Source organism: Natrinema gari JCM 14663 (assembly GCF_000337175.1).
Lineage (GTDB): Archaea > Halobacteriota > Halobacteria > Halobacteriales > Natrialbaceae > Natrinema > Natrinema gari.
In genome coordinates, this window is the sequence record NZ_AOIJ01000063.1 from 24,074 (window position 1) to 47,993 (window position 23,920).

At 65.4% G+C, this 23,920-nt stretch carries 26 protein-coding genes; 13 read left to right on the forward strand and 13 right to left on the reverse strand.

Annotation, left to right across the window (positions count from 1 at the left end; genetic code table 11):
- Window positions 1–146: 146 nt before the first annotated feature.
- On the reverse strand, window positions 147–1,568 hold the full coding sequence (locus C486_RS15675) for a heme o synthase (protein WP_008457813.1): 1,422 nt from the start codon (window positions 1,566–1,568) through the stop codon (window positions 147–149).
- A gap of 116 nt (window positions 1,569–1,684) precedes the next feature.
- On the opposite strand from C486_RS15675, the gene C486_RS22680 reads away from it, so the two are divergent.
- A complete protein-coding gene (locus C486_RS22680; protein ID WP_008457814.1) occupies window positions 1,685–2,035 on the forward strand; it encodes a DUF7410 domain-containing protein in 351 nt (116 codons plus the stop codon).
- A 33-nt stretch (window positions 2,036–2,068) separates the two neighbouring features.
- On the opposite strand, the gene C486_RS15685 is transcribed toward C486_RS22680, so the two are convergent.
- Window positions 2,069–2,365: a DUF7111 family protein gene (locus C486_RS15685; RefSeq protein WP_008457815.1), complete on the reverse strand. Its 297-nt coding sequence runs from the start codon at window positions 2,363–2,365 to the stop codon at window positions 2,069–2,071.
- Window positions 2,366–2,471: 106 nt separating this feature from the next.
- Here C486_RS15685 and C486_RS15690 point away from each other — a divergent pair, with 106 nt between their 5' ends.
- Entirely contained in the window at window positions 2,472–3,374 is a 903-nt protein-coding gene (locus tag C486_RS15690; RefSeq protein WP_008457816.1) for a DUF3267 domain-containing protein, read from the forward strand.
- A gap of 46 nt (window positions 3,375–3,420) precedes the next feature.
- Window positions 3,421–3,705: a PadR family transcriptional regulator gene (locus C486_RS15695; protein WP_008457817.1), complete on the forward strand. Its 285-nt coding sequence runs from the start codon at window positions 3,421–3,423 to the stop codon at window positions 3,703–3,705.
- Window positions 3,706–3,744: 39 nt separating this feature from the next.
- Here C486_RS15695 and C486_RS21800 read toward each other — a convergent pair whose 3' ends face one another.
- The 4 genes from C486_RS21800 to C486_RS15710 form a co-directional block, all read right to left on the reverse strand.
- Window positions 3,745–3,906, reverse strand: coding sequence for a hypothetical protein (locus C486_RS21800; protein ID WP_008457818.1), 162 nt, complete (start codon window positions 3,904–3,906; stop codon window positions 3,745–3,747).
- Between the two features lie 121 nt (window positions 3,907–4,027).
- The gene (locus C486_RS15700) at window positions 4,028–5,173 is read right to left on the reverse strand and encodes an acyl-CoA dehydrogenase (protein ID WP_008457819.1); all 1,146 of its coding nucleotides are present in this window, start codon (window positions 5,171–5,173) and stop codon (window positions 4,028–4,030) included.
- A 200-nt stretch (window positions 5,174–5,373) separates the two neighbouring features.
- Window positions 5,374–7,026, reverse strand: a complete 1,653-nt coding sequence (locus C486_RS15705; protein ID WP_008457823.1) for a long-chain fatty acid--CoA ligase — start codon at window positions 7,024–7,026, stop codon at window positions 5,374–5,376.
- 291 nt (window positions 7,027–7,317) lie between these two features.
- Window positions 7,318–7,965: an SDR family oxidoreductase gene (locus C486_RS15710; RefSeq protein ID WP_008457825.1), complete on the reverse strand. Its 648-nt coding sequence runs from the start codon at window positions 7,963–7,965 to the stop codon at window positions 7,318–7,320.
- 151 nt (window positions 7,966–8,116) lie between these two features.
- On the opposite strand from C486_RS15710, the gene C486_RS15715 reads away from it, so the two are divergent.
- Together C486_RS15715 and C486_RS15720 are read left to right on the forward strand one after the other, a co-directional pair.
- A complete protein-coding gene (locus C486_RS15715; RefSeq protein ID WP_008457826.1) occupies window positions 8,117–9,163 on the forward strand; it encodes a phytoene/squalene synthase family protein in 1,047 nt (348 codons plus the stop codon).
- A 61-nt stretch (window positions 9,164–9,224) separates the two neighbouring features.
- Window positions 9,225–9,644 (forward strand): thiol-disulfide oxidoreductase DCC family protein, encoded by a 420-nt coding sequence (locus C486_RS15720; RefSeq protein WP_008457828.1) that lies wholly within the window; start codon window positions 9,225–9,227, stop codon window positions 9,642–9,644.
- Between the two features lie 50 nt (window positions 9,645–9,694).
- Here the strand turns inward: C486_RS15720 and C486_RS15725 are convergent, their stop codons facing one another.
- Window positions 9,695–10,984: a hypothetical protein gene (locus tag C486_RS15725; RefSeq protein WP_008457830.1), complete on the reverse strand. Its 1,290-nt coding sequence runs from the start codon at window positions 10,982–10,984 to the stop codon at window positions 9,695–9,697.
- Between the two features lie 284 nt (window positions 10,985–11,268).
- Between C486_RS15725 and C486_RS15730 the strand changes: the two genes are divergently transcribed.
- The 3 genes from C486_RS15730 (at window position 11,269) to C486_RS15740 (ending at window position 13,929) form a co-directional block, all read left to right on the forward strand.
- Window positions 11,269–12,003: a hypothetical protein gene (locus C486_RS15730; protein WP_049910644.1), complete on the forward strand. Its 735-nt coding sequence runs from the start codon at window positions 11,269–11,271 to the stop codon at window positions 12,001–12,003.
- Between the two features lie 260 nt (window positions 12,004–12,263).
- The gene (locus tag C486_RS15735) at window positions 12,264–13,058 is read left to right on the forward strand and encodes a class I fructose-bisphosphate aldolase (RefSeq protein WP_008457836.1); all 795 of its coding nucleotides are present in this window, start codon (window positions 12,264–12,266) and stop codon (window positions 13,056–13,058) included.
- A 1-nt stretch (window position 13,059) separates the two neighbouring features.
- On the forward strand, window positions 13,060–13,929 hold the full coding sequence (locus C486_RS15740) for a class 1 fructose-bisphosphatase (protein ID WP_008457839.1): 870 nt from the start codon (window positions 13,060–13,062) through the stop codon (window positions 13,927–13,929).
- A gap of 59 nt (window positions 13,930–13,988) precedes the next feature.
- Here C486_RS15740 and C486_RS15745 read toward each other — a convergent pair whose 3' ends face one another.
- Together C486_RS15745 and C486_RS15750 are read right to left on the reverse strand one after the other, a co-directional pair.
- A complete protein-coding gene (locus tag C486_RS15745) occupies window positions 13,989–14,204 on the reverse strand; it encodes a hypothetical protein (protein ID WP_008457843.1) in 216 nt (71 codons plus the stop codon).
- A 56-nt stretch (window positions 14,205–14,260) separates the two neighbouring features.
- Complete coding sequence (locus C486_RS15750) at window positions 14,261–15,511, reverse strand: hypothetical protein (RefSeq protein ID WP_008457845.1); 1,251 nt, start codon at window positions 15,509–15,511, stop codon at window positions 14,261–14,263.
- A 613-nt stretch (window positions 15,512–16,124) separates the two neighbouring features.
- Between C486_RS15750 and C486_RS15760 the strand changes: the two genes are divergently transcribed.
- The gene (locus C486_RS15760; RefSeq protein WP_008457846.1) at window positions 16,125–16,475 is read left to right on the forward strand and encodes a DUF5658 family protein; all 351 of its coding nucleotides are present in this window, start codon (window positions 16,125–16,127) and stop codon (window positions 16,473–16,475) included.
- Between the two features lie 29 nt (window positions 16,476–16,504).
- Here C486_RS15760 and C486_RS15765 read toward each other — a convergent pair whose 3' ends face one another.
- From C486_RS15765 to C486_RS15775, 3 genes are read right to left on the reverse strand one after another with little or no spacing between them, the layout of a single operon-like run.
- On the reverse strand, window positions 16,505–17,137 hold the full coding sequence (locus tag C486_RS15765) for a PH domain-containing protein (protein ID WP_008457848.1): 633 nt from the start codon (window positions 17,135–17,137) through the stop codon (window positions 16,505–16,507).
- Complete coding sequence (locus C486_RS15770; protein WP_008457850.1) at window positions 17,115–17,744, reverse strand: PH domain-containing protein; 630 nt, start codon at window positions 17,742–17,744, stop codon at window positions 17,115–17,117. Before C486_RS15770 ends, C486_RS15765 begins: the two co-directional genes overlap by 23 nt.
- The gene (locus tag C486_RS15775) at window positions 17,744–17,968 is read right to left on the reverse strand and encodes a hypothetical protein (protein ID WP_008457851.1); all 225 of its coding nucleotides are present in this window, start codon (window positions 17,966–17,968) and stop codon (window positions 17,744–17,746) included. The genes C486_RS15770 and C486_RS15775 overlap by 1 nt, the downstream gene beginning before the upstream one ends.
- A gap of 503 nt (window positions 17,969–18,471) precedes the next feature.
- Between C486_RS15775 and C486_RS15780 the strand changes: the two genes are divergently transcribed.
- Entirely contained in the window at window positions 18,472–18,684 is a 213-nt protein-coding gene (locus C486_RS15780; RefSeq protein ID WP_008457853.1) for a hypothetical protein, read from the forward strand.
- 223 nt (window positions 18,685–18,907) lie between these two features.
- Here the strand turns inward: C486_RS15780 and C486_RS15785 are convergent, their stop codons facing one another.
- Window positions 18,908–20,194 carry a Cdc6/Cdc18 family protein gene (locus C486_RS15785; RefSeq protein WP_008457855.1) on the reverse strand — a complete coding sequence of 429 codons (1,287 nt, stop codon included), beginning with the start codon at window positions 20,192–20,194 and terminating at the stop codon, window positions 18,908–18,910.
- Window positions 20,195–20,465: 271 nt separating this feature from the next.
- Between C486_RS15785 and C486_RS15790 the strand changes: the two genes are divergently transcribed.
- From C486_RS15790 to C486_RS15800, 3 genes are all read left to right on the forward strand, one after another.
- Window positions 20,466–21,131, forward strand: a complete 666-nt coding sequence (locus tag C486_RS15790; RefSeq protein ID WP_008457856.1) for an HD domain-containing protein — start codon at window positions 20,466–20,468, stop codon at window positions 21,129–21,131.
- A 520-nt stretch (window positions 21,132–21,651) separates the two neighbouring features.
- Window positions 21,652–22,908, forward strand: coding sequence for a Glu/Leu/Phe/Val family dehydrogenase (locus tag C486_RS15795; RefSeq protein WP_008457858.1), 1,257 nt, complete (start codon window positions 21,652–21,654; stop codon window positions 22,906–22,908).
- Window positions 22,909–23,034: 126 nt separating this feature from the next.
- Complete coding sequence (locus tag C486_RS15800; RefSeq protein ID WP_008457860.1) at window positions 23,035–23,856, forward strand: DUF6517 family protein; 822 nt, start codon at window positions 23,035–23,037, stop codon at window positions 23,854–23,856.
- The last annotated feature ends 64 nt before the right edge of the window (window positions 23,857–23,920 follow it).

A 23,920-nucleotide genomic window follows, 5' to 3' on the forward strand; every position in this document is an offset into this window, starting at 1 on the left:
CTCGGTGGCGTCCCAGCCGACTTTTGCGCGGGTCGTTCGACCGCCCGCCGTGGACTCGAGCCACCGCTTGGCGTCGAAACGTGTTCACACAGGTGTGATCGGCTGATTCAAAACAGGCGTTTCGATCCGTTCTCGAGGATAGCCCGTCAGAACGCGAGCGCGTCCACGAGGATCGCGACCAGCACCGCCCCGAGGAAGGCGTTCGAGGCGTGGAACGACCGGAACGCGGCGGCCTCGGTCTGCTCGAAGTGGAGCCGCACGGCGGCCCAGAGGAAGACGCCGCCGAAGACGACGACCGTGCCGGCGTACAGCGCGCCGAGGTCGGTGATCCAGGCCAGCGCGATCGAACTCACGAGCGTCGCGGCGATGTAGTAGACGATCTGCTTTCGCGTCTCGGTCTCCCCGCGGACGACGGGCATCATCGGGAACCCGCCGCGAGCGTAGTCGTCCTTGTAGGCCAGCGCGAGGTTGTAGAAGTGCGCCGGCGTCCACAGGAAGATCACGCCCGCGAGCGCGAGTCCCGGCCAGCCGATCTCGTTCGTGACGGCCGCCCAGCCGATGAGTGCGGGCAACGCGCCGGCAGCCCCCCCGATGACCGTGTTCTGGACCGTGTTCGGCTTGAGCAAGAGCGTGTAGACGACGCTGTAGAACACGATTGCCGCGAGCCCGAGCGCCGCCGCGAGTCGGTTGATCGTCAGGAACGCGGCCAGCGACGCCGCGGTCAGCGCGAGTCCGAACGCCAGCGCGTTGCGGACCGGAATCAGGTCCACCGCCAGCGGCCGGTCGGCGGTGCGGGACATCTTCTGATCCACGTCGCGCTCGAGGACGTGATTGAACGTCCCGCTCGCGCCGATTGCGAGGACGCCACCGCCGAGCGTCGCGATGATCGTCGCGGTCTCGAGGTCGTGGCCGGCGGCCAGCGCCATTCCGGCGGCGGCGACAAGACAGAGCAGCCACATCAGACGCGGCTTCATCATCTTGAAGTAGGCGAAGACGGTCAGTCGGGCGCGGGCCACCCGACTCGTGGGCAGCGTGCGTTCGGGGGCGGTCGGCGTCGACTCCTCGAGCGGGGTCGGCGAGTCGATGCCGTCCTCGTCCGCGCTGCCGGTCGCGAGTTCGAGGTCCCAGGCAAGCGCGAGGACGACTCCCGAGAAAATCACGAGCCCGAGCGCGAGGTGGAGACCGGGGAGGATCGCCTCGGGACCGATCGTCGCGGTGGCGGCACCGACGCCGACCTGGACGACGTAGAGCGCGGCGGCGGCGACGAGCGTCGTCCGGACGCGCCGCGAGGCGTCACCGAAGGCGGCGGCGTACGCCGTGGCGGCGACGAGCAGGCCGACGACGACAGCAGTGAGCCGATGGCCCCATGCGATCGCGAGTTCGGTCTGATTCAACGGGTCGACCGGGGCGTGACAGGTCGGCCACGTCGAACACGACGCGGCCGCGTTCGTCAGCGAAGTCGTCGCGCCGACGATCAACAGCAGATAGACGCCCAGCGCGGTCGCTGTGAGCAGTGCGGAAAAGCGGCGTCGCGTGCCGATCGGGCGGGGAAACGACTCTGTTGCCACGGCTATTCTCGTCTACACCGTTCGACTCCGTGTATTTAGGGCTCTCGCTTTTTCCCACCCGTCGCGGACGGGATCGGCCGGCGCTGCAGTCCTCGAGAGAGTGCCGAAAAGGGATTGTGCTCGACCACGTAGCGCTCTTCGTGTCCGGCGACTCGCGCCGTCGTGTCCCTGAGCCAGCCACCGATACGTCGACACCTCCTGCATCCAGTGCGCCCGAGGTCGACGTTCGGGATGAGACACCGTCAGTTCGGTGTCCGTACTGCAAGCGACCGTTTCGGCGACCGGCATTCGAGTCGCTCCACCGCGGACTCGAGCATCACGAGCGGCTCTCCGATCGGGAACGAGCGGCCGCCGAGCGGGCCGCTCGCGACGAGCGCGCGGCGCTGCGGCACTTCCGACTGTACGCGCTCGGCGTTCTCGTAGTGCTGTACTTCGGTCTCCTCATCGTCGCCGCCGTCGTGGTCTGAACGCATCGGCCACGTCTCGGCGGCCGTGTTCGGCTACATCCCCATGTCTTCGGCGGCCGCGGGAATCGGCAGGTCGTGGGGCGAAACGCCCAGTAACTCCCCGACGTGGTCGAGCGCCATCTCGAACCCGTAGTAGCGCTCGAGTTCGTCACCGTCGGCGGCGGGTCGCACCTTCAACATCGCGTACCCCTCGCGGTTCTGTGCGACCGCGGCGGTCCCGCCCGTCCCGTAGTCGCCGGCATCGCGCTCGAACGCGAGGATTCGTTCGGTCTCGGTCTCCTCGTAGGTCGCCCTGATCCCGTTGGCCGTTGCCGTTCGATCGTCGGTCATACGCGTCACTCGGGACGCGCCCACCGGGAACCTGTCGGTTCCGGTCGGACCGTCCGGAGGCCGAACATCGACACCGATTTTTCGGTTGCCTCCGAGGGACCGACCAGTGAGCCGTTCGGATTCCCTCCCGATCCGTCGCCCGCTCGCGACGTTTCGACTCACGCGATCTGTCGCCCTCCAGTGGCTCGTCGTTTCCGCGGTCGGCTTCTTCGGGTTCGCCTACGCGCTCGGCCACGTCCTCGCGTGGCTCCGCGGGACCGCGCTCGAGCCGATCGTGATCGCGCCGTCCTCGCCGCCGACGGTAGTGAGTTGGCTCGCCGTCTCCGTCGGACTCCTCGTCTGCGTCGTCGTCCCGCATGAACTGCTTCACGGCGTGTTCATGGCCCGCTACGGTGACACTCCGCGATACGGGATCGGTGTTTCCTATTTCGTGTTGCCCTACGCCTACGCGGAGACCAGCGACACGACCTATACGCGGAACCAACTGCTCGCCGCCCTGCTCGCGCCGTTCGTCGTGATCACGGCCGTCGGCCTCGCCGCGATGGTCGTCGTCCCCACGCCGCTGCTGATCGTCCCGCTGGCGGCGAACGCGGCCGGCTCGATCGGCGACCTCTGGATGGCCGCCGTCCTCTGTCAGTACCCCGCCGACGTTCGCGTCGGCGACCCACCGGACGGCGTTCGAGGCTTCGGGATTTACGGCACCGACGAACAGGTGACCCGCCTCCCCGGGACGACGCTGCTCTCGCGGTTCCTGACCGGCAGCGTCGGCACCTTCGCGGCGATCGCAGCCTACGCCCTCCTCGCGGTGTTGCTCTCGCTCGCCTTCGGCTCCGGCGACGTCGTCCTCGGAGCCCCCGAGCGGGGCTGGCTGCTCGTCCGTCATGACCACCTGCCCGGCGGCACCGCCGTCCTCGAGCTCGGCGATGGTCCGCTGCTCGGCACGGCTGCCCTCGGCGGCCTCGCGTGGACGGGCGTCGCGACCCTTCGGCAGCGTCTCGAGTCCGAGTGACCGCGGCAACCGTAACGTTCGAGCGCCCGTCGCACCGATGGCCCGTATGACCAAGTGGCTCCGAAGCGGCCGTCGCCGAGACATCTGTTTCCTGCTCGCCGCCGACGGCGAACTGCGGGGACAACAGCTGAAATCGCGTCTCGAGTCCCACTACGACGATCGGCTCGAGCCGAAGTCGTTCTACGGCTCGTTGTCGGCGCTGGTCGACGCGGGAATCGTCGAGAAGCGGACCGAGGGTCTGCACGATGTCTACACGCTGACCGACGGCGGGGAACGGAGAGTGCGAGACCACTACGACTGGGTCAGGGACTGTCTCGAGGACGGGGACTGACGATACCGGTGTGGCGGCTCCGGCCAGCACGCCGTCTCGTCACTCGAGCGAGGGATTCCTGTAGAGATGGACGACGACGTAGATCGGGAGCGCGAACAGCAAGACGAACAGCGGGAGCATCGCGCCCTCGGCTTTCCCGCCGAACGTTTGCACGATCAGCGTATACGCGATGATCGCGAGGAACAGCTCCGTTCGGTCCATAGGTTCACTGTACTAAGCTCTGTTATAAATATGCCGAATGGGTTCGGAACAAAGGCGGTCGGCAAAGCGGTAGAGTAGTCGATCCGCAAGCCGCAGACGCCTCACACGGGGAGTCGAGGGGCTACTCCTCGAGCAGTTGATCGCCGATCGTGTTCCGGAGTACTTCGCTGGTGCCCTCGTAGATCTCGTTGAGTTTGGCGTCGCGGTAGAACCGCTGGGCGGCGAAGTCCTTGGTGTAGCCGTAGCCGCCGTGGATCTGGATGCCCTCGTTGGCGACCTCCCGGCTCACTTCGGAGGCGTAGAGCTTGGCCTGGGAGGCGTCCTTGATGTAGTTCTCGCCGCGGATCTTCTTGTCGGCGGCCTTGTGCATGAGCATCTTGGCGGCCTGGATCTTCGTATCCATGTCGGCGAGCTTGTGCTTGATCGACTGGAACTCGCCGATCGGCTGGCCGAACTGCTCGCGCTCGGTGGCGTACTCGCGGGCCTCATCGAAGGCGGCGCGGGCGATACCGACGCCGCGGGCGGCGATCGTGATGCGGCCGCCGTTCAGGGTTTTCAGCGCGTGGACGAAGCCATCGCCCTCCTCGCCGAGTCGGCGGGTTTCGGGAATCCGAAGGTCGTCGAACCGGAGTTCGGCGGTCGGACAGCCCTTGTCGCCGAGTTTGTCCTCGGTGCCCTCGACGATGAAGCCGTCGTCCTCCTCGGGGCGGATGATAAAGGACGAGATGCCCTTGTTGCCCGCATCGGGGTCGGTCTTCGCGAAGAGCGTGACCGTATCCGCCACGGAGCCGTTCGAGATCCAGAGCTTCCCGCCGTTGATGACGTACTCGTCGCCGTCTTTCGCCGCAGTGGTCTCCATCGCCGGCACGTCGCTGCCCGCGCCGGCCTCCGAGAGCGCGAACGCGCCGATATCCTCGCCCGCCGCGACGGGGGTCAGGTACTCCTCCTTCTGGGACTCGTCGCCGAACTCGTAGAGCATGTTCCCAGCCAGTGAGGTGTGAGCGGCGACGATGGTTCCGAGACCGCCCGAACCGCGCGAGATTTCCTCGAGTCCGATCGCATACGAGTGATAGTCCAGCCCGGCACCGCCGTACTCCTCGGGGAAGGGCATTCCCATCAGCCCCAGGTCGGCCATCTCACTGACGAGATCGGCGGGGAACTCGTCCTCGTGGTCGATTTCCTCGGCGACTGGGACGACCTCCTCGTCGACGAATTCCGACACCATGTCTCGAATCTGTTGCTGCTCGGCCGAGAGTCCAAAGTCCATATCGCCGCATTAGGAATCATTACTCTTTATTGTTCGTTCTTCCGTCCGTCCCGTGTCAGTCGCGGGATCGAAACCGGACGCTCGTGGGCTACGGCTCGGCAGCGACGAACTCGGCTCCCCGCCTGTATCCCGAGATAGGCGGCGTCCCGACGCTTGCGACGGCTGTCGTGGCTCCCGGCGAACACGAGTCGTGACTGCAGTCAGTCCCGGTCGGGGGCGGCCTCGTCCGGAACCTGTCCCTCGACGAGGGATTGATCGGCGTACTCCTCGCGGATGTCCTTCTTCGAGAACTTCCCGGTCGCCGTCTTCGGGACTTCCTTGATGAACTCGATCTCGTCCGGCAGCCACCACTTCGGATACTCGCCGGCGAGCAGTTCGTTGATCTCGTCGACGAGCGTCTCGCGATCGGCATCCGCCGCGGGCACGACGAACGCGACCGGCCGCTCTTGCCACCGTTCGTGGGGCACACCGACGACGGCCGCCTCGGCGACGCCGTCGTGGGCCATGATCGCGTTCTCGAGTTCGACCGATGAAATCCACTCGCCGCCGGATTTGATCACGTCCTTCTCCCGGTCGACGATCTTGATGTAGCCGTCCTCGTCGACGGTAACGACGTCGCCGGTCTTGAGCCAGCCGTCCTCGAAGTCCGCCTCGTTGGCCTCGGGACGCTCGAAGTACTCCGTCGTCACCCATGGCCCGCGAATCCACAGTTCGCCGAACTCCTGGCCGTTCCAGGCGATCTCCTCGCCGTCGTCGTCGATGACCGTGAACTCGAGGCCGGGAACCACAAGGCCCTGTTTGCTGCGCTTTTCGATCTGGGTGTCGTAGTCCGCGTTCGCCAGATCGGATTTGAGATGGGAGACCGAGCCGATCGGGGCCATCTCGGTCATGCCCCAGGCGTGAAGCACCTCGACGCCCTGGGTGTCGAACCACTCGACCATCGATTTCGGTGCCGCCGAACCGCCGACGATGACGGTCTCGAGCGTCGAGAGATCGACATCGTTCTCCGTGCAGTACTCCATCAGTCCCAGCCAGACGGTCGGGACGCCCGCGCTGATGGTCACGCCCTCGTTTTCGATGAGGGTCGCGAGGTCTGCTGGCTCCGGAGAGGGGCCGGGGAACACCTGCTTGGCTCCGCCCGCGGTCGCCGTAAACGGCATGCCCCAGGCGTTGACGTGGAACATCGGGACCACGGGCATGACAACGTCGTCGTCGGCCATCGGAATCCCCTGTGGCGTCTGGGACGCCATCGTGTGACTCCAGAGCATCTGCTGGGTGTATTCGACGCCTTTCGGGTTCCCGGTCGTCCCCGAGGTGTAACACATCCCCGCGGGCTGGTCCTCGTCGACATCGGGCCAGTCGTACTCGGTCGCGTGGCCCTCGATGAACGACTCGTACGGCGTCGCGTCCAGGTCGTCGACCGTCTCGTGTCCCATGACGACGAAGTCGACGTCATCGAACTCGTCGTCGGCGTCGGCGACGGCACCGGCGAGTTTCGGCGCGAGCGACTGGTCGACGAAGATCAGTTCGTCGTCGGCGTTGTCGACGATATACTGGATGTGGGCGTCGGGAAGCAGGGGATTAATCGTGTGGAGTTGTGCGCCGATTGAGGGGACGGCGAAGTACGTCTCGAAGTGACGCGAGTGATTCCAGCAGAACGTCCCGACCCGGTCGCCGCTCTCGATCCCGTACTCGCCGAGGGCGTTCGCGAGTTGGCTCGTTCGCTCCTCGTACTCGCTGTAGGTGTATCGTTGCAGCCCGTCGTGGTTCCGGGAGACGATTTCCGTGTCGGAATAGAGGTTTGACGCACGCCACAAGAACGGCCGGAGTGTTTGATCTGTTCCGCCTGGCATCTTCGTGTTGTACTGTAGCACAATGACTGTATTATTCTTTTCATACACACACTGCTATGACCGTATTTCCGATCGTTCCGCCCCATATAGGATGAACAGTCATCTAAAGAAAAATAACTAATCCGGTTCAGATATGCGAGCCAACGAGGACAATAGTGTGGTATATAGTACCCTGGGTTCGAGATTCACGAAAGACGAGAAACCCACGACAACGGTCACAGCTCCGGGCGGCCCGTGCGGTCGTCGTTCGATACCAGTTCGCCGACGCTGTCCCGTCGCTCGAGTCCCGCCTCAACTCGAGGTGACTGTCTCGAGCGCGTCCTCGATCGGCGTTTCTCCCGACAGGATTTCGAACGTCTCCCCGTACACCGACTCGACGTCGAGCGCGGTCACGAGCGTCCGTGCGACGTCTTCGCGGGGAATGGAACCGGCATCCGGATCGAGCCCGTTGCCCGCTCGGATCTCGCCGGTCCCGGATGCGGTGGTCAGTTCGCCCGGGCGAACGATCGTCTCCGTCAGATCGCTCGCGCGGAGGTACTCGTCGGCTTCGGCTTTGGCGAGCAGGTAGTCCCGGAGCGGCTCGGGTCCCGCTGCCGGCTCGTCGGCACCCATCGAACTGAGCATGACGAACCGATCGACGCCCGCTTCGCTGGCCGCGTCGATCAGGGTGATCGCGCCGTCGCGGTCGACGCCGTAGACGTCTTCTCCGCCGGAACCGGCCGCGAAGACGACGGCGTCACAGCCCTCGACCGCGTGCTCGACAGCCCCGGTCAGGTCCGCGACGACCGGTTCCCCGCCGAGGGCGGTCATCTCGTCGGCCTGCGATTCCGTTCGGATCATCGCTCGCGCGGTCCGCTCGCTCTCGCCGAGCAGTTCCGTGACGTGTTGTCCGACTTGACCGTGCGCTCCGGCGATGAGTATGGTCTGGCTCACGGCCATCGGTTCGTCGCTCGGCTACATACCGGTTGTGTCGTCCGCCGCCGGAGAGCGGGTGCTCCGAGTCGCCGTGCCGTCCCGATTGCCACCGGCCGGAAGAGCACGCCGCGACCGCGGCGTTTTTCCCCGGGGGTCACGAAATGAACTCGAGTAGATGACCACGGGCCAGCCCGAACCTCCCACCGACGCCGATCTCGAGTGGTGTTACGACGCGGTTCACGGCGTTTCGCGGACTTTTTCGATCACGATCGATCGGCTCGAGGAGCCGATGGCGAGACACATCTGTATCGGGTACCTCCTTTGTCGGATTGCAGACACGATCGAGGATGCGGGGCATATCCCGCCGGACGCACAGACCGAACTCCTCGCCGAGTACGACCGACTGCTCGATCCGGACGCCGCGGAATCGATCCCGGCCTTCATGAACGATGTCGAGCCGTGGATCCCTGAGGATCGAACCGACGACTGGGACGTGGTCGCCGAGACGCCGCGGGTACTGCGAACCTTCGAGTCGCTCGACGAGGAGCCCCGCGAAATCATGCGCGAACCGGTCCGCGAACTCGTCGACGGCATGGCGATGTTTACCGACCGGTACGCCACCGAGGGCGGATTGCGGCTCCAGACGATCGAGGAACTCGAGGAGTACTGCTGGTACGCGGCCGGGACCGTCGGCACCCTGATTACGGGTCTGGTCGCCCGCGGCACCTCGCAGGAGCGGGCGACGGAGATGCGGGAAAACGCCCGGTCGTTCGCCCTCCTCTTGCAACTGGTCAACATCGCCAAGGACGTCGATGACGACTATCACGAGGAGAACAACGTCTACCTCCCAGCCGAGTGGCTCGCGGCGGAGGACGTCGACATCGAGGCAGTCACCGACGAGGCCCACCACGGTGGCGTCACAAACGTCATCAAGCGGGTGACAGGCCGCGCCGAGAGCTACCTCGACGACGCCCAGCGCTATCTCGAAGTCGTCCCCGAACACAACGGCAACCGGCTCTCGGCGTGGGCGATCCCCTACCTGCTCGCCGTCGGGACGCTCCGAGAACTGCGCGAGCGCCCCGAGGACGTCATCCGCGAGGGCGATGTCAAGGTCTCTCGAGCGGAGGTGTTCGCCCTCCTCCAGCAGTTCGAGGACGGCGTCTCCCGCTCTCGGCTCGAGGAACTCCGCAGCAAGATGGCGGAACAGCCCCTCCACCAGTAGCGGGCGAACCCTCGCCGACCGGTACGTTGAACTCGCGTCGGGACGTACTGACACGTGTCCAATGAGTTCGGCTGTTCCGGACGGCCCGATTATCCTCTTCGACGGGGTCTGTAACCTCTGTAACGGGTTCGTCCAGTTCGTTCTCCCCCGGGATACGGACGGTCAGTTCCGCTTTGCCTCCCTCCAGTCCGACATCGGGACGGCGTTGCTCGCTGAACACGACCTCCCGACGGACAACCTCGAGTCGATCGTCCTGATCGAGGGCGAGGACAGTTACGTCAAATCCGACGCAGTCATTCGCATCGCGCGGCTCCTCGGCGGCCCCTACGCCCTGCTAGGTCCGTTCCGCTTCCTCCCGCGGCGGCTCCGTGACCGGGCCTACGACTTCGTCGCCGCGCGCCGCTATCGCTGGTTCGGCAAAAAGGATCAGTGTGCCATGCCGCCGGCGGACGTCGACGTTAGTGCACGATTCCTCGAGTAGCGCCGGTGTCGGGACGCTCGGTCTCGCGTCGGCACTGACCCCGAGAGTGCTCAGTCGTCGCCGAGAGCTAGCTGTCGGCCGAGCAGTGCGAGCGGGTAGCCAAAGACCGCGACACTTCCGACCCATGGCAACAGTAGGAGGCCGTAGACGGCCGGCCCGTATCCGAACAGGGTGACGGGGGCAACGTTCGCAATCGCGACGATCGGTGTGAGTGCGGCGACCGCGACGAGCCCGATCGGGAATCGCCCACGCTCGGCGGCGTACCCGATCGGGAGACAGAGCGCGGTGGCTGCGCCGAAACAGAGCGGGAACGCGTACACCGGCGGGCCGGCAAGCAGGAGGGAGACCCCTGCGGCGGCGACCGTCGCGAGGAGTGATAGCCCGACCAGCCCGCGAGTCTCGAGTCCGCCCCCGAACCGACGGGCCGTACTCCCGAGGAGAGCGTAGCCGACCCCGAGCGCGGCCAGTGCGACGGCACCCGGCGCGGGGTCGGCACCGGTCGCGGCGACGCCGACGACGAGGAAGCCACCCGCGCCGACGGCACCGACGGCGACGATCAGCCGCTCGAGCGTCGCGGCGTCGAAGGCATCGATCCCCGTGTCGACCCGACTGATCACGACGCCAACAAGTCCAATCAAGACGGCTGGGAAGAGACCGCCGCTCACGCCGTGATCGATCGCTGTCGGACCTGTCTCGAGCCCGATCGTGGCGTAGCCGGCCACCGTCCCGCGGACGCCGCCGCTGCCGTAGGTGAGATACGTCTGCTCGTCGAACGCGGTATCGTCCGTCCAGGTCGCGGCGTTCCCGTCGATCTCAGCGGCGGGGACGTGGTTCGTGATCGCGGTCCCCTCGGGGGTGTGGACAGTCATCCGCTCGGCCACGTTCACGTACCGGGTGTTCGACGTGCCGACGGCGAAGTAATCGACGAGCCACGCGTCGCCGACGCCGCGGCTCGCGACATCGTCGACGGTGTAGTTCACGACGACCGTTTCGCCCACGAGACGCGACTCGACGGTTCGGACGTCGCCGTCGGCCACGTGGTACCGCGCCCAGCCGTCGTCGACCGCGGCCTCGAGCGCGGTCGCGTTCGTCCGGTAGCGCTCGGCGGCGGTCTCGGTAACCGGGACGCGGGCCTCCCACCGAGAGTCTCCGGCGTCGTCGATATATATGTCGAGCGTACCGTGACCGGTCGCACCCGTGATCGTGGCCTCATTCGCGGTGCTCGGGCCACAGACCCCACAGAGCTGTTCCGGCGGGGGTGCGCCAGCAACGGCGGTGACACAGAGGGTGCCGACGACGAACCAACAGCAGAGGCCGAACGCGAATCGAGCGGGTCGCATCGTTTCGGAACTCGCGTATCAATACTAAATAGATTTTCCCGGCGAAGGGGCTCGTCGCGAGAGGGGTGTGGCGATCGCCCAGTTCGATTCCCCGCGTCGATGTCCGTCGCTGCTATCGTAGCAATTGAAACGATTTACACACTGATCGCAACGCTGTCGTGCGATCAGGTGTGCACTGACGGTCAGTTGCTACTATCGATTCCGCCGCCGGTCGCTCCGGACACGGCGGTCGAGGATAAGTTTCAAGACGAGACAGTGTGAGCTACGGACAACCGGTGACCCGCGTGAGCGAGCAAAACGCCGTCAGCGACACGGAGGCGGGAACGACTGAGAGCGACGAAGGGGGCCGTGTCGTCGATATCGGAATCACCGTCGACGTCAGCGACGACGGTGACTCGGCCGCGGCTGCCGACACTCCCGTCGAACTCGAGTTCGACGAGGCGGCCCTGTTCGAAGCGGCCGACGCCGCGACGGACGCGGACGCCGACCCGACGACCGACGCGGCGATCGAACCGGACGAGCGCGAGGTTCTCGAGACGGTCGATATCGATCCGGCGACGATCGCCGACAAGGAATACTCCTACCGGATGTTACTCGACGCAGGTGTCGACGAACCGATCGCGGACACCCTCCGCCGGCGCTACTCGCTGCCGTGGTCGTTCGAGAGCGAGGGCGACCTCGACCGGCGCTCGAGCGAAGTGCGAGGGTTGGGCGATGCCGAACGCGAGTGGATCGCCGTCAGCGACGGCGAGGACTGGCAAGCCTTCGAGTACGATCACTCGGCACCCGTCGTGGTCGAGCGCGAGCGCCCGTCGGAGCGGCCGTATCCCAGGCCGACGCCGGTCACGGCGGTTACGGGCGTCGGTCCCGACGACGCCGCCGCGCTGGCCGAGGCCGGCATCCGCTCGGCGGAGCGACTCGCGACGATCGACGCGATGGCGGTCGCCACCGTCCTCGAGCTGAACGTCCTTCACGTCCGGACGTGGCGACACAACGCGCGGGAACTGCTCGGAAACTGAGCGACCCGACGCGACCGCAGCGTGGATCGTACCGGCTCCCGAGCGGCTCGCGCCGCGACTCAACGCATCGACGGGCGGGACTCGACACTGGAGTCGATTCGACGGGAAAAATCCGTCGCTTTCCGGGACTGAAACCGCCCAAATCAGTCAACCACACGTCACGACCGTCGGTCGAACTCGCACTAATTACTACTGATGTACTCAATTTCGATAACTCGGACCATCAAAGATTTATAGCGACCCGTTGGACCGTCTAACAGATGATTCCGATCGACGACTCTCCGATCGTTCGCGACGGCAAGTCACTGATTCTGGCGATGGACCACGGGTTAGAGCACGGCCCGGTCGACTTCGAGGAAGTACCGGAGAAACTCGATCCGGCGACGGTCTTCGAGACGGCAACTCACGACGCCGTCACCACCATGGCCGTCCAGAAGGGGATCGCGGAGGGGTACTACCCCAGCTACGAGGACGACGTCAACCTCCTCCTGAAGCTCAACGGAACGTCGAACATGTGGATGGGTGAGCCCGATTCCGCGATCAACTGCTCGGTCGACTACGCGGCCGAACTCGGCGCTGACGCGATCGGCTTTACCGTCTACAGCGGCTCGAACCACGAGGTCGAGATGTACGAGGAGTTCCGTCGGGTACAGGAGAAAGCCCGCGAGTACGACCTCCCGGTCGTCATGTGGTCTTACCCACGCGGCCAGGGGCTCAAAAACGACACCAAGCCCGGGACGATTTCCTATGCGACCCGTATCGCTCTCGAGGTCGGGGCCGACATCGCGAAGGTCAAGTACCCCGGCAGCGCCGACGCGATGGAACACGCCTGCAAGGCCGCGGGCGACATGAAAGTCGTCATGAGCGGCGGCTCGAAGACGTCCGACTACGACTTCTGCTCGACCGTCGAGGCCGCCATCACCGCCGGCGCGAGCGGGCTCGCGGTCGGTCGCAACATCTGGCAGCGCGAGGACCCGACCCGAATCCTCGACGCGCTCGAGGACGTCATCTACGAGGAGGCGACCGCCGACGCCGCGCTCGAGGCGACCGAATAGGATGACGGTGTCCGACCCAGTCGTCGAGGACGTCGTGGCGACGATCGGCCGGTCGGCGACCGAGATCCGGCAGGGACTGATCGGACGCCGCGGGACGGTCGACGAGGAGAACCCCAGCGGCGAGACCCAGGCTGAGGCCGATGTCTGGGCCGACGAACTGCTCGGCGATCGTCTCACCGGGATCGGCGGCGTCGGTCAGTACGCCAGCGAGGAACGCGCCGCGGTCGTCGACTGCGGCGACGATCCCGCGACGACCGACGCGTACGCCGTCGCGGTCGACCCGCTCGACGGCTCCTCGAACCTCACGTCCAACAACACGATGGGGACGATCTTCGGCATCTACGACGCCGCGCTTCCGGCCCGCGGCGACGCGCTCGTCGCGGCTGGGTTCGTCCTCTACGGCCCGATCACGACGATGGTGCTCGCGACCGACGAGATCGTCACCGAGTACGAACTCTCCGGCGGCGAGCGAACGGTCGTCGAGCGCGATCTCACCATCCCCGCGGAGCCGGTCGTCTACGGCTTCGGCGGTCGCGTTCCCGACTGGCCCGACGACTTCCGGGCGTACGCTCGCGAGATCGAATCGGAACTCAAACTCCGCTACGGCGGCGCGCTGATCGGCGACGTCAATCAGGTGCTCACCTACGGCGGTACCTTCGGCTACCCCGCCCTCGAGTCCCGACCGGAGGGCAAACTCCGACTCCAGTTCGAGGGGAACCCGATCGGCTACGTCGTCGAGCGGGCCGGCGGGCGCTCCTCGAACGGGACGCAGTCGCTGCTCACCGTCGAGCCCGAAACCCTCCACGACCGGACGCCGCTCCACGTCGGAAACGACGAGTTGATCGACCGACTTGAGGCGGCACTCGCATAGTCGCTGCGGCCGGCGGGCCGTCGGGTAGTTCCGATCCGTCACTGGCTGCCGTCTCGCGTCTAGGCCGCCGTCACGGTCACGTACCCTCCGACGCCGACCACGAGCAGCACGTAGAACGCCCAGCGGGGCCAGGCGGTCTCGAGGAAGAGCAGCGTCAGGAACAGCACCCATAGCGAGATGGCAAGCAGGTCGGCGAGAAGCCTGAGGATGCCGCTCACGACGGTCCGGACGAGACCGCGGACGGAACGGGCGGATCGTCGGGTGTCGTTACTCATTTGTAATTGGGAGTCGCGATCGGTCGTTCGTCCGCAACCGAGGCAGCCGACGGCGGTCAGAAGTGATAGCCATGTTTCTCGGTCAGTCGATAGGCACCGACGCCCCAGACGTAGCTCTGTCCGGGCCACCAGGTGCGGGCGTTGTTGAACCCGGCAACGAGCACGTCGCCGTCCTCGCCGTCGGGGTCACGGTGATAGCTCACGGAGCCGCTGTCGCCGTCGGTCAAATCCATCTCGCCGCCCCACCGGATCTGTCCGCGGCGACAGAAATCGTCGGTGAAGCAGGTGACCGCGTCGATACCCTGGATCTTCCCCGTCGTGTGACCGCTCAGGGCACCGACCTTCTCGAGTTCCTCGTCGCGGGCGACGAGATCGGCCAGTCCGAACTTGGTGAACTGGCCGCGTACACGGGGTTGTGACGGTGCTGCGATCCTGTTCGTGGGCTCGAGCCAGCCGTTGGGTTCGACCGCGGCGACGTCTTCGACCGGGTGGTAGCGGACGGCAGTACCCAGTTCGACGGGCTCGTCACCCGCCCGGGGCAACAGGAGGACATCGTCGGCCGCGTCGTGCTCCTCGCCGAAGGCGTGGTCGGCCGTCACGAAGAATCGCTGCCGGACGTCGGGATCATACAGTGCCGGCCCGAGCGTGGCCATGCTCGAGGGGGTTTCGCAGGCGACGCCGCTCGGAACGCCGCCGTCGATCGCGGCGTCGACGAAGGTTGGCTCCCGGGACTCGGGGCCGTCCTGAATCTCCTCGATGTCGATGATCGTCTCGGCGTCGATGTCGATCCCCGCTGCAACCTCCCCGAGCATTTCGGTCAGGGAGTGGCCATCGCTCGAGAGGCCGACTGAGACGGTCGCAGTGCCGCTCTCGTAGTCCCCCGGAACGACCGCACTGCCGAGATAGCCGGTGAACGCGGTTCGGGCGAGCAGGTCGTTTAGCTCGAAGGCCTTTTCGACGGCGGCGTACCACTCGGCGGGGACGGAGCGCGTCCGTTCCCGAACGGACCACGGATCGTTGGGGTCGTCCCTGACGAGGGCGGTGACGACGGGGACCTCGCCGTCGTCGACGGCGAGGAAATCGTCGACGCCGAGCCACTGGGCCATCCCGACGGCGACCCCGCCGCTGACGACGGTTCGCAGGAACTCCCGCCGGTCCATTCCCGTCTCGACGCGGTCGCGAAGCGTCCCGAGTCGCCGGGCGAGACGCTCGGTGCAGACTTCCGACATGCCGCGTTGCAGGTGTTCGGTCGCGTTGCGCCCCGTTCCGCTAACGTGTCTGTGCACGGACACGGGATCGATAACCATTGAACGGAACGACAAATCGGAGCAAAGCGATTCTGCCTGCAGGTGCCGCGGGGATATCGTCCCCGCGGACCGACGCCGGTAGCACCCCGCTCGAGCGGACCGACGACGGCTCTCCGAGTACGCTTCCGTCCCGGGACCACGGTATAATGGCTGTCCGACTGTACCCGAGCGTTCGTATCAGTCCCCGCCCCAGTACGCGTCGTCTCCGTGCCGGTGATCACGGAGACGAACACGGTCGGTCCGTGCCGCAACCGCGATCCTCCTCTCGCGGCGACCGCCGTGATCTACGGCGAGTTGCGTGCGCGAACCGACCGCTCGTTCCTCCTCTCCGCTCGCCGCCGAGTCCGGGCCGTCCACCGACGGGGTCGACGACGGCCCTTCGCTCGAGTTATGCCCCGATTACGGGTCGACACTCGCCACGGTCGCTGCCCGTATCGGCGGCCGCCGCTGTCTGTCGCAGTGTCCCGCTCGCGTCGAGCGACCGGCTCGGAAGTGACGAGCCCTTACTCGAGACCGGGGTCATCCTACGCCTGGCATAACAATACCCCGCGTGAGTGAACCGACGCGTGCTCTCAGGGGCGCGACAGTCCGGTTCGACTCCGGCGGGGAGCCTATGAGTTCCGAGGGTGCGTTCCTGCGCCATCGTCTCCCGGGCGACGTGACGCCGGTCGATCTCGAGCGACTGCTTTGGATGGTCGTCGTCCTGGCGTTGGCCGCCGACATCGTCACGACGTTTGTCGGTCTCCACGTCGGGCTTTCCGAATCGAACCCGGCGGCTCGCGGCGCGATCGAGGGCCACGGCCTGGCCGGCATGCTCGCCCTGAAAGCCTTCGCGGTCGGCGTCGGACTGGTCTGTCGCCGCCTCCTCGAGCGCGAGTACCGCCCGATCGTGCCGGCCGGACTCGCAGTACCGTGGCTGGCCGCCGCCGTTCTCAACGTGTATACGATCTCGAGCGTGGTCTGACTGCGGTCCTCCATCGACCGGCGCGCCGGCTACGCGTCGTGCTCGAGGGCGCGTCGCCACGCCCGGACCTCGGCGAGGACCGCCTCCCACTGGTCGCGTCCGCCCGGCATCTCGCTGCCGGTCACTCGGTCGCGTTCCGCCTCGAGTCGGTCGCGAACGTCGCCCGGCCGCTCGATGTTCCGGAACTGGAGCGGCGAACCGCCCGCGGTCTCGATCGTGACGGTCCCATACCCGACGTAGCGACCGATCGGGTCCTGTTCGACGGTCGTGTTCTGGACCCGCTCGAGGGAGACGACCCGGACCGTTCGCCCGAGGACGCCGCGCCGCGTGGCGGCGACCCCGTTCGTGACGACGAACGCCGTTCGCGAGACGCGGGCGTACTGCCACAGCGCCGGTGCGAGGACGACCGGGACGCCGCCGACCGCGAGGAGCGGCAGCCACTCGACGGCGACGGCGGCTAGCAGGAGCCCCGTTCCGACGAGGGCCACGACGGCCCACGGGAGGACGGTCTGGATTCGCGGGCCCGCCTGCCAACGGACACGGTCGCCCTCCTCGAGCGGAAGCCACTGCGGGACAGGTCCGGCGGAACCGCCGCAGTGTGGCGTGCTCTCGGCACTCGCCTCCGATCCCGCGTCGGGCTCAGACGGACTGGTCCTCGTCATACTCGGAGTGATGGTCGTCGGTCGGCCGGCCGGTCGCGCCGCTCCCGACAGTGGACCGCCCGCCCTCGTCGCTGTCGTCGTCGACGGCCGCCCGAATCGCTCGGAGTTCGGTGAGGATCTCCTCGAGCACGTCGTCTTTCGTCCGGTCGGCCCCGGAGTCGACGCGCTCGCGTTTGATCCGGTCGCTGATGCGCTGTTGGACGGCTTTCGGATCGGGAACCGATTTGAACGCCAGCTCGACGCCGGAGCCGCCGGCGGTACTGACTTCGACGGTTCCGTAGCCGAAGTGAGTCCCGAGGGCGCTCTGGCTGTAGGAGATGTCTTGCACCTTGCCGTGTTCGATCCGCTTGACGTCCCGCGAGAGGACGCCGGTTTTCTGGTACAGCGCGCGGTTCGTCACGACGTAGTGGGTGTTCGTCACGCGGAGGTACTCGCTGGCGATGATGACGAGCCCGATCAAGACGATCGAAAGCGGGAGCCCGACCACGAACGCCGGGATGAGCGTTCGCCGGTCCGGGCCGCCGGCCCAGACCACGGTCTCGTCGTCGTCCAGCGAGAGCCATGCGAGGTCTCCGTTGGCGTCTCCGGCCGCGGTTTCGGCGGCCATTACGAGCCAGCCCCGTCTCCGTCCGCGGCAGCCTGCTCGCGTGTCAGCGGGTGGACGACCCGGCCGATCCCGGTGTCGACGACCGACTCGGAGCCGGTGAGGGGGAGCCGCGTGGTCGTCGTCAGCACACGACCGTTCCGACCGTCGCTTTTGGAGGGCGGCCGCCGGCGCTCGTGTTCGATCGTCTCGCCGACCCGGAACGCCTCGTCGTACAGTCCGAGCATACGGTCGCAGTCACACAGTATATACAAAAGCGTATCTCACTCTCGAGAAGTCCGGATCGAGGGGTTTGGAAGGGGATCGACGCACGCACGGGGCAGTCAAATCAGGGCAGCGCCATGGCGTAACAGGGCATCGCGACGGTCTCAACAAGGGCCACGGCCTCAACAGGGTATTGCGACGGCCTCAACAGGGGACTGCCACGGCCTCCCCAACCGATTCGTTCGCTCCCTTCGGTTGCTCACTCATCCCTCGCACATGGTCGGACCGCGGTTCGCCGTTCGCTCACCGCGGTCCAGTGCGCGCCACTGCCTGCGATGTAGTAAACCACTAGCCGTTTTCCGCGGGACCAGTGTCCCCGACGGAGGACCGCCGCGACGAGCTGCCTGCATCGCATAGTCCGTGGGCCCCACGAGAGGACGCGGGAGGACGTGAGAGGACGACGACAGTTCGGCACGGGCAGTCATCTCACGCAACTCCTATTCACGTCGAACCCCTAATGACGATAATGGCAACCTACACGTGTCACGACGATTCGTACCCGCCGCCAGCACAGCGAAAGGCCGTCCTCTTCTGTCCGGAATGTGACCACGAGAGTCCGCTCACCGGCGACTGGGAGACCACGACCGTCGGCGACGAGCGACTGCTCGTCTGTACCGACTGCGGTTCCGTCGTCGACCGCCGGTCCCGGGACCGGTCCGAACTCGCCGAACCAGCGTAACCGGAACCCCGCAGCCTTCTATCGCGGCGTCCGACTCGAGGCAGGCCGGTCGGTTCGGTTCGATACACGGGACCCCCACCCCTGATTCAGAGTGAAATCGTGGGTGCGAGGGGGCCCCACCGTTCGCTGCTTCGGTTCCGGTGGCGATTCCGGTACCGGGGCCGGCTCGGTTTGGGTCCTGACTCCGCTCTCAGGACCGACTCCGGTTCCGAGACCGGGTTCCTCACGAGAAGCTGGTGAGATCGATATCACGGTTTCCAGTCGACGGACTGGTCTCGCGGAGCCGATCGTACGTCGGGAGCTCCTCGAGCGAGGCGTCCCGACGAACCGCCTTGACGATGTGTTTCGGATCGGTAACGAGACGGTGCAGGAGGTAACTTCCCTGTGATCGTCCGCCGCCGGTCTTCTCGGATTCGATGACGCCCAGAAACGCCTGTTCCTTTAACTGTCGATAGAGACCGTTCTCAGTGATCGGATCGGTGGCGACCAGTTCGCAGATGCCGACGTAGCGCTCGTACACCTCTCGCGTCTTGTACGTCTCCCGTTCGCCGGTGATGATGCAACTCGCGAGCGCGTACAGGGCGAGTTTCGCGTGGACGGTCGCCCCGCTGGTGAGTTCCTCGATGCGATTGATTTCGGCGACCTCCTGGGCCTGCTGGATGTGGTCCTCCGACACCGTCTCGCTACCGATGCGTCGGGCGAGTTCGCCCGCTTCCTTGAGGATCTCGATCGCCTTCCGCGCGTCGCCGTGTTTCTTGGCCGCGAGAGCGGCACAGAGTTCGATCGTTCCGTCCTCGAGAACGGCGGGCTGAAAGGCGTCCTCGCGATTGCGCATGATCTCGCGGAGCTGTGAGGCGTCGTACGGGTGAAAGAACAGCTCCCGATGGCCGAAGCTGCTATCGATGCGTTCGTCGAGCGTCTCCCGATACTGGACCTTGTTGCTGATCCCGATGACGCCGATGTAAGCGTCGGTCTTTCGCGCCTCGCGAGCGCGGGAGAGTTGCATCAGAACGTTGCTGTTGTCGAGTTTGTCGATCTCGTCCAAGATGACGATGACTGCGTCGAAACAGTCCCCGAGAATACTCCAGATGTGCTGGTAGTACTCCATAGTCCCGACCCCCCGAAGCGGGATGTTCTGTTGATACTCGGTTTGTTCTTTCAGACTCAGCGCCAACTGTCTCGTCGTCCGGGTCTCCGTGTTCGCTTCGGAACAGTCGACGTAGAGAACGCCACAGTCGATGTCGTTGCCCTGCGCGGCGTCCTGAGCCCGCGTCGCGACGTGCCGGGAGATGAGACTCTTTCCGGTTCCGGTCTTCCCGTAGATCATCACGTTGTTCGGGGGATCACCTCGCGTGATCGCACCGACTTCGGCGGCGACGGACTGGATCTCGTCGTCGCGCCCGACGATCCGGTCCTCGTCGGGCACGTGACCGACGTGGAGGAGTTCCTTTCGATCGAAGATGGGGTCGTGAGACTCGAAGAGCGGGTCCCCACCCGTCTGCTCAGCCATAGTTCTGTTCTGGAAGACACTCGTTATAAAACTATGGAAGGTGGTTCAGACTGATAAAGGCCGAGTAGCGACCGTCCACAGCCGTTCCCGGACGGGTTCACGGTTCTCGAGGACGCTGCCGGATGCAGACTGAAATCTCGTCCGACGACGGCTCCGCCCCTCATGCAGACTGAAACCGGTCAGTATCAGCGGCCGCCGAGTTTTGTCCTGTCGCCTGAATGGTTCACAGCGTTTACATAGCGTTTATGTAGTAGGGCGGGTCGGATCACCTATGAAACAGGAATTAGGGGCCCTCGCTCGAGCGCTATCGCTGCCGTACTACGACGATGCGCTTCCGGCACACGATCAGTTCCATGCCAGTCGGGTTCGTGCCCTTTCCGAACGAGTGGCCGACGAGCACGAGCGAACCGTCGATAGAGGCGTGCTGACTGCAGCGGCGTGGTTGCACGACATCGGCCGCCCGCTGGAGCGACGGGGAGTGATCGAAAATCACGGCGAATGGGCTGCAGCGGAAGCGAAAGACCTGCTCGAGGCTGAGGCGGTGGCGACTGATCGGCTCGATGCGATCCAGCACTGTCTCCGAACGCACAGCATTCGGTCTTGTTCGCCGGAGCCGGAGACGCTCGAGGCGAAGATACTCTTCGACGCGGATAAACTGGAAGCGACCGGTGCGGTCGGTCTCGTCCGGATGGCTTGTATCGTCGGCGAGAGATCGGGCCGTGCAGGCGAGACGTACGCAGTGATCGATACTCCGGCAGTTGACGGGGAGGTTTCGTCGGAGCTTCCGGACATCACTCTCCTTCGAGAGTGGGCAGCAGAGCGGCTAGAGCAGTTGTATACGCCACCCGGACGACGCCTCGGAACGTCTCGCTGGCGTTTCATGAAGGAATTCTTCACACAGTTTACGAACGAGATCGCCATCGAACCGGCGGAATAATCCGTAGAACCGACGGTAGCGTAGAATTGACGGAAGAACCCGTCGAACCGATCCCCCTGCATGCCAGTCCACTCCCCCCACCTCCGTTCAGTTGCTTTTCACTCTGAACAGGGGGTGGGGGTCCCGTCGTCCACTCCGGGACGCCGATAGCTGTCGGGCACCCCCGGTTCAGACTGAAAACGAGTCCGATTTCGGCGACTTGTTTCAGTCTGAACGAGGGGTGGGACGATTTCACGTCCCGGAGCCGATCGAGGTGTCGAACCCACCCCCGGTGTGCCAACTGGGTTTCAGTCTGAACGAGGGGTGTCCGTCACCGTGCTGGCACGTTCCGATCGAGGGCGGTCGTTTCCGTCGTCGTGGCAATCCTATCGTCCGAAGGCCGGCAGCCGCTACGACAGTCAGTCACTATACTACGTCAGTCAGTCACTATATAATCAACTCCTGAGACCTTATATTGAAACTTATGACCTATGAGGGGCATCCGCCACGTTTATTTTGGTTTCCTCGGAACCTATTCCCAATGTCCGACGAAGCCAACCCGTTCGAAAGTCTGCAATCGCAGATCGACGACGCCGCCGCGTACCTCGATATCGGCGACGACGTGATCGAGCGGCTCAAACACCCCGAACGAGTCCTCGAAACGAACCTCACGATCGAACGCGACGACGGCGACCTTGAGCGATTCAAAGCCTTCCGGTCGCAGTTCAACGGTGATCGCGGCCCCTACAAGGGCGGGATTCGGTATCACCCGCAGGTCTCTCGCGACGAAGTCAAGGCGCTATCCGGTTGGATGACGTACAAGACCGCGATCGTCGACATTCCCCTCGGCGGCGGCAAGGGTGGCATCGTCATCGATCCCGACGACTACTCCGAAGCGGAACTCGAGCGGCTCACCCGATCGTTCGGCAAAGAGCTCCGCCCGCTGATCGGCGAGGACCGGGACGTTCCCGCGCCCGACGTGAACACGGGTCAGCGGGAGATGAACTGGATCAAAGACACCTACGAGAACCTGGAGAACACGACCGAGCCGGGCGTCATCACCGGCAAGGCGCTCGACTCCGGCGGTAGCGAGGGTCGCGTGGAGGCGACCGGTCGCTCGACCGTTATCGCCGCCCGCGAAGCGTTCGACTACCTCGACAAGGATCTCGAGGGTGCGACCGTCGCGGTGCAGGGCTATGGCAACGCCGGCTGGATCGCCGCCAAACTGATCGACGAGATGGGCGCAACCGTCGTCGCTGCCAGCGACTCGAGCGGCGGCATCTACAACCCCGACGGCTTCGATCCGGTCGCGGCAAAGGAGCACAAAAACGAGACCGGGAGCGTCGTTGGCTTCGAGGGCAGCGAGGAGGCTGTCACCAACGACGACGTCCTCACCCTCGACGTCGACCTCCTGATCCCCGCGGCGCTCGAGAACGCGATCGACGCCGACCTCGCCGAAGCGGTCGAGGCCGATGTCATCTCGGAGGCCGCCAACGGGCCGCTGACACCCGCCGCTGACGAGGTGCTCGAGGGGAAAGACGTCTTCGTCATTCCGGATATCCTCGCGAACGCGGGCGGCGTCACGGTGTCGTACTTCGAGTGGGTCCAGAACCGCCAGCGCTTCTACTGGGCCGAGGAGCGGGTCAACGAGGAACTCGAGGGGATCATCGTCGACGCGTTCGACGCGCTGGTCGAGACCTACGAGCGCCACGATCTCGAGAACCCGCGAACCGCGGCGTACGTCGTTGCGATCCAGCGCGTCGCCGACGCCTTCGAGGAAGCCGGTAGCTGGCCCTGATTCGGGACCCGTCGCTGTCGGTGAGACCGGCCGAAACTCGACAATCGGGCACTGATACTTCCTTCGACTGACAAACGATCACGGATGCAACAGACACTTAGTACCCGACTCGACATCTGTAGGGAAATGAATCGACGAACCGTCATCGCGGGGCTCGGGGCTGCCGGCCTCGCCGGCCTGTCGGGCTGTCTCGGGCTGCTCGGGATGGCCGAACACGAATCGTCACCCGCCGGGGTCGAGGCCGACGCCCGCGCTGAGACGGGCTACGAGCAATCCGCTATCGACGCGCTCTCCATCGATCGGGATGTCGGGCCGACGAACGAGACCGTCACGGTCACCAATCATATGACCAAACACGAGAAGGCCGTCGACATGGGGCCGCTCGGGAGTCAGCGCGGTGCCGTGTTCAACGTCCTGACGACGCCGCAGGTCAGCATCTTCGGCAAAGAACTCAATCCCATCGAGGAGATGTCCACGCAGGAACTGATGGATCTCGTCAGGAGCAACTACGACGGAATTGACAACATTACCCACGACTCGGACTCCGATATCACGATCCTCGGACAGTCGACGACCCGGTCGCAGTTCACCGCCGACGCGGAGTTCGACGGCGCGGACATCCCCGTCATCATTGCCATCACCGAGGCCGTCGAGGCCGACGAGGATCTGCTCGTGACGATCGCCGTCTATCCCGAGTACGTCGAGCGCCAGGAGAACCCGAACGCCACGCAACTCGCCAAGGCAGTGACTACCGACGTGGACGAGGGGGCCTCGAGCGACGACGGCGGCTCCGACGCCGGTGATGTCGGGGTCCTCGACGAATCCGGAGGGACGGACGGACCCAATACCACCGACGACGACGGCGGCAGTAACGACACCGACACTACCGACGGACGCGGCGACATCGAACTCGACGGCAACGTCAGCGACGACGACCTGCTTAGCTGATCTCGACCGAGCGCGTGCGGATCGCGACCGTACTCGAGGTACGTCGAGAGGCTCGGTTTGACCG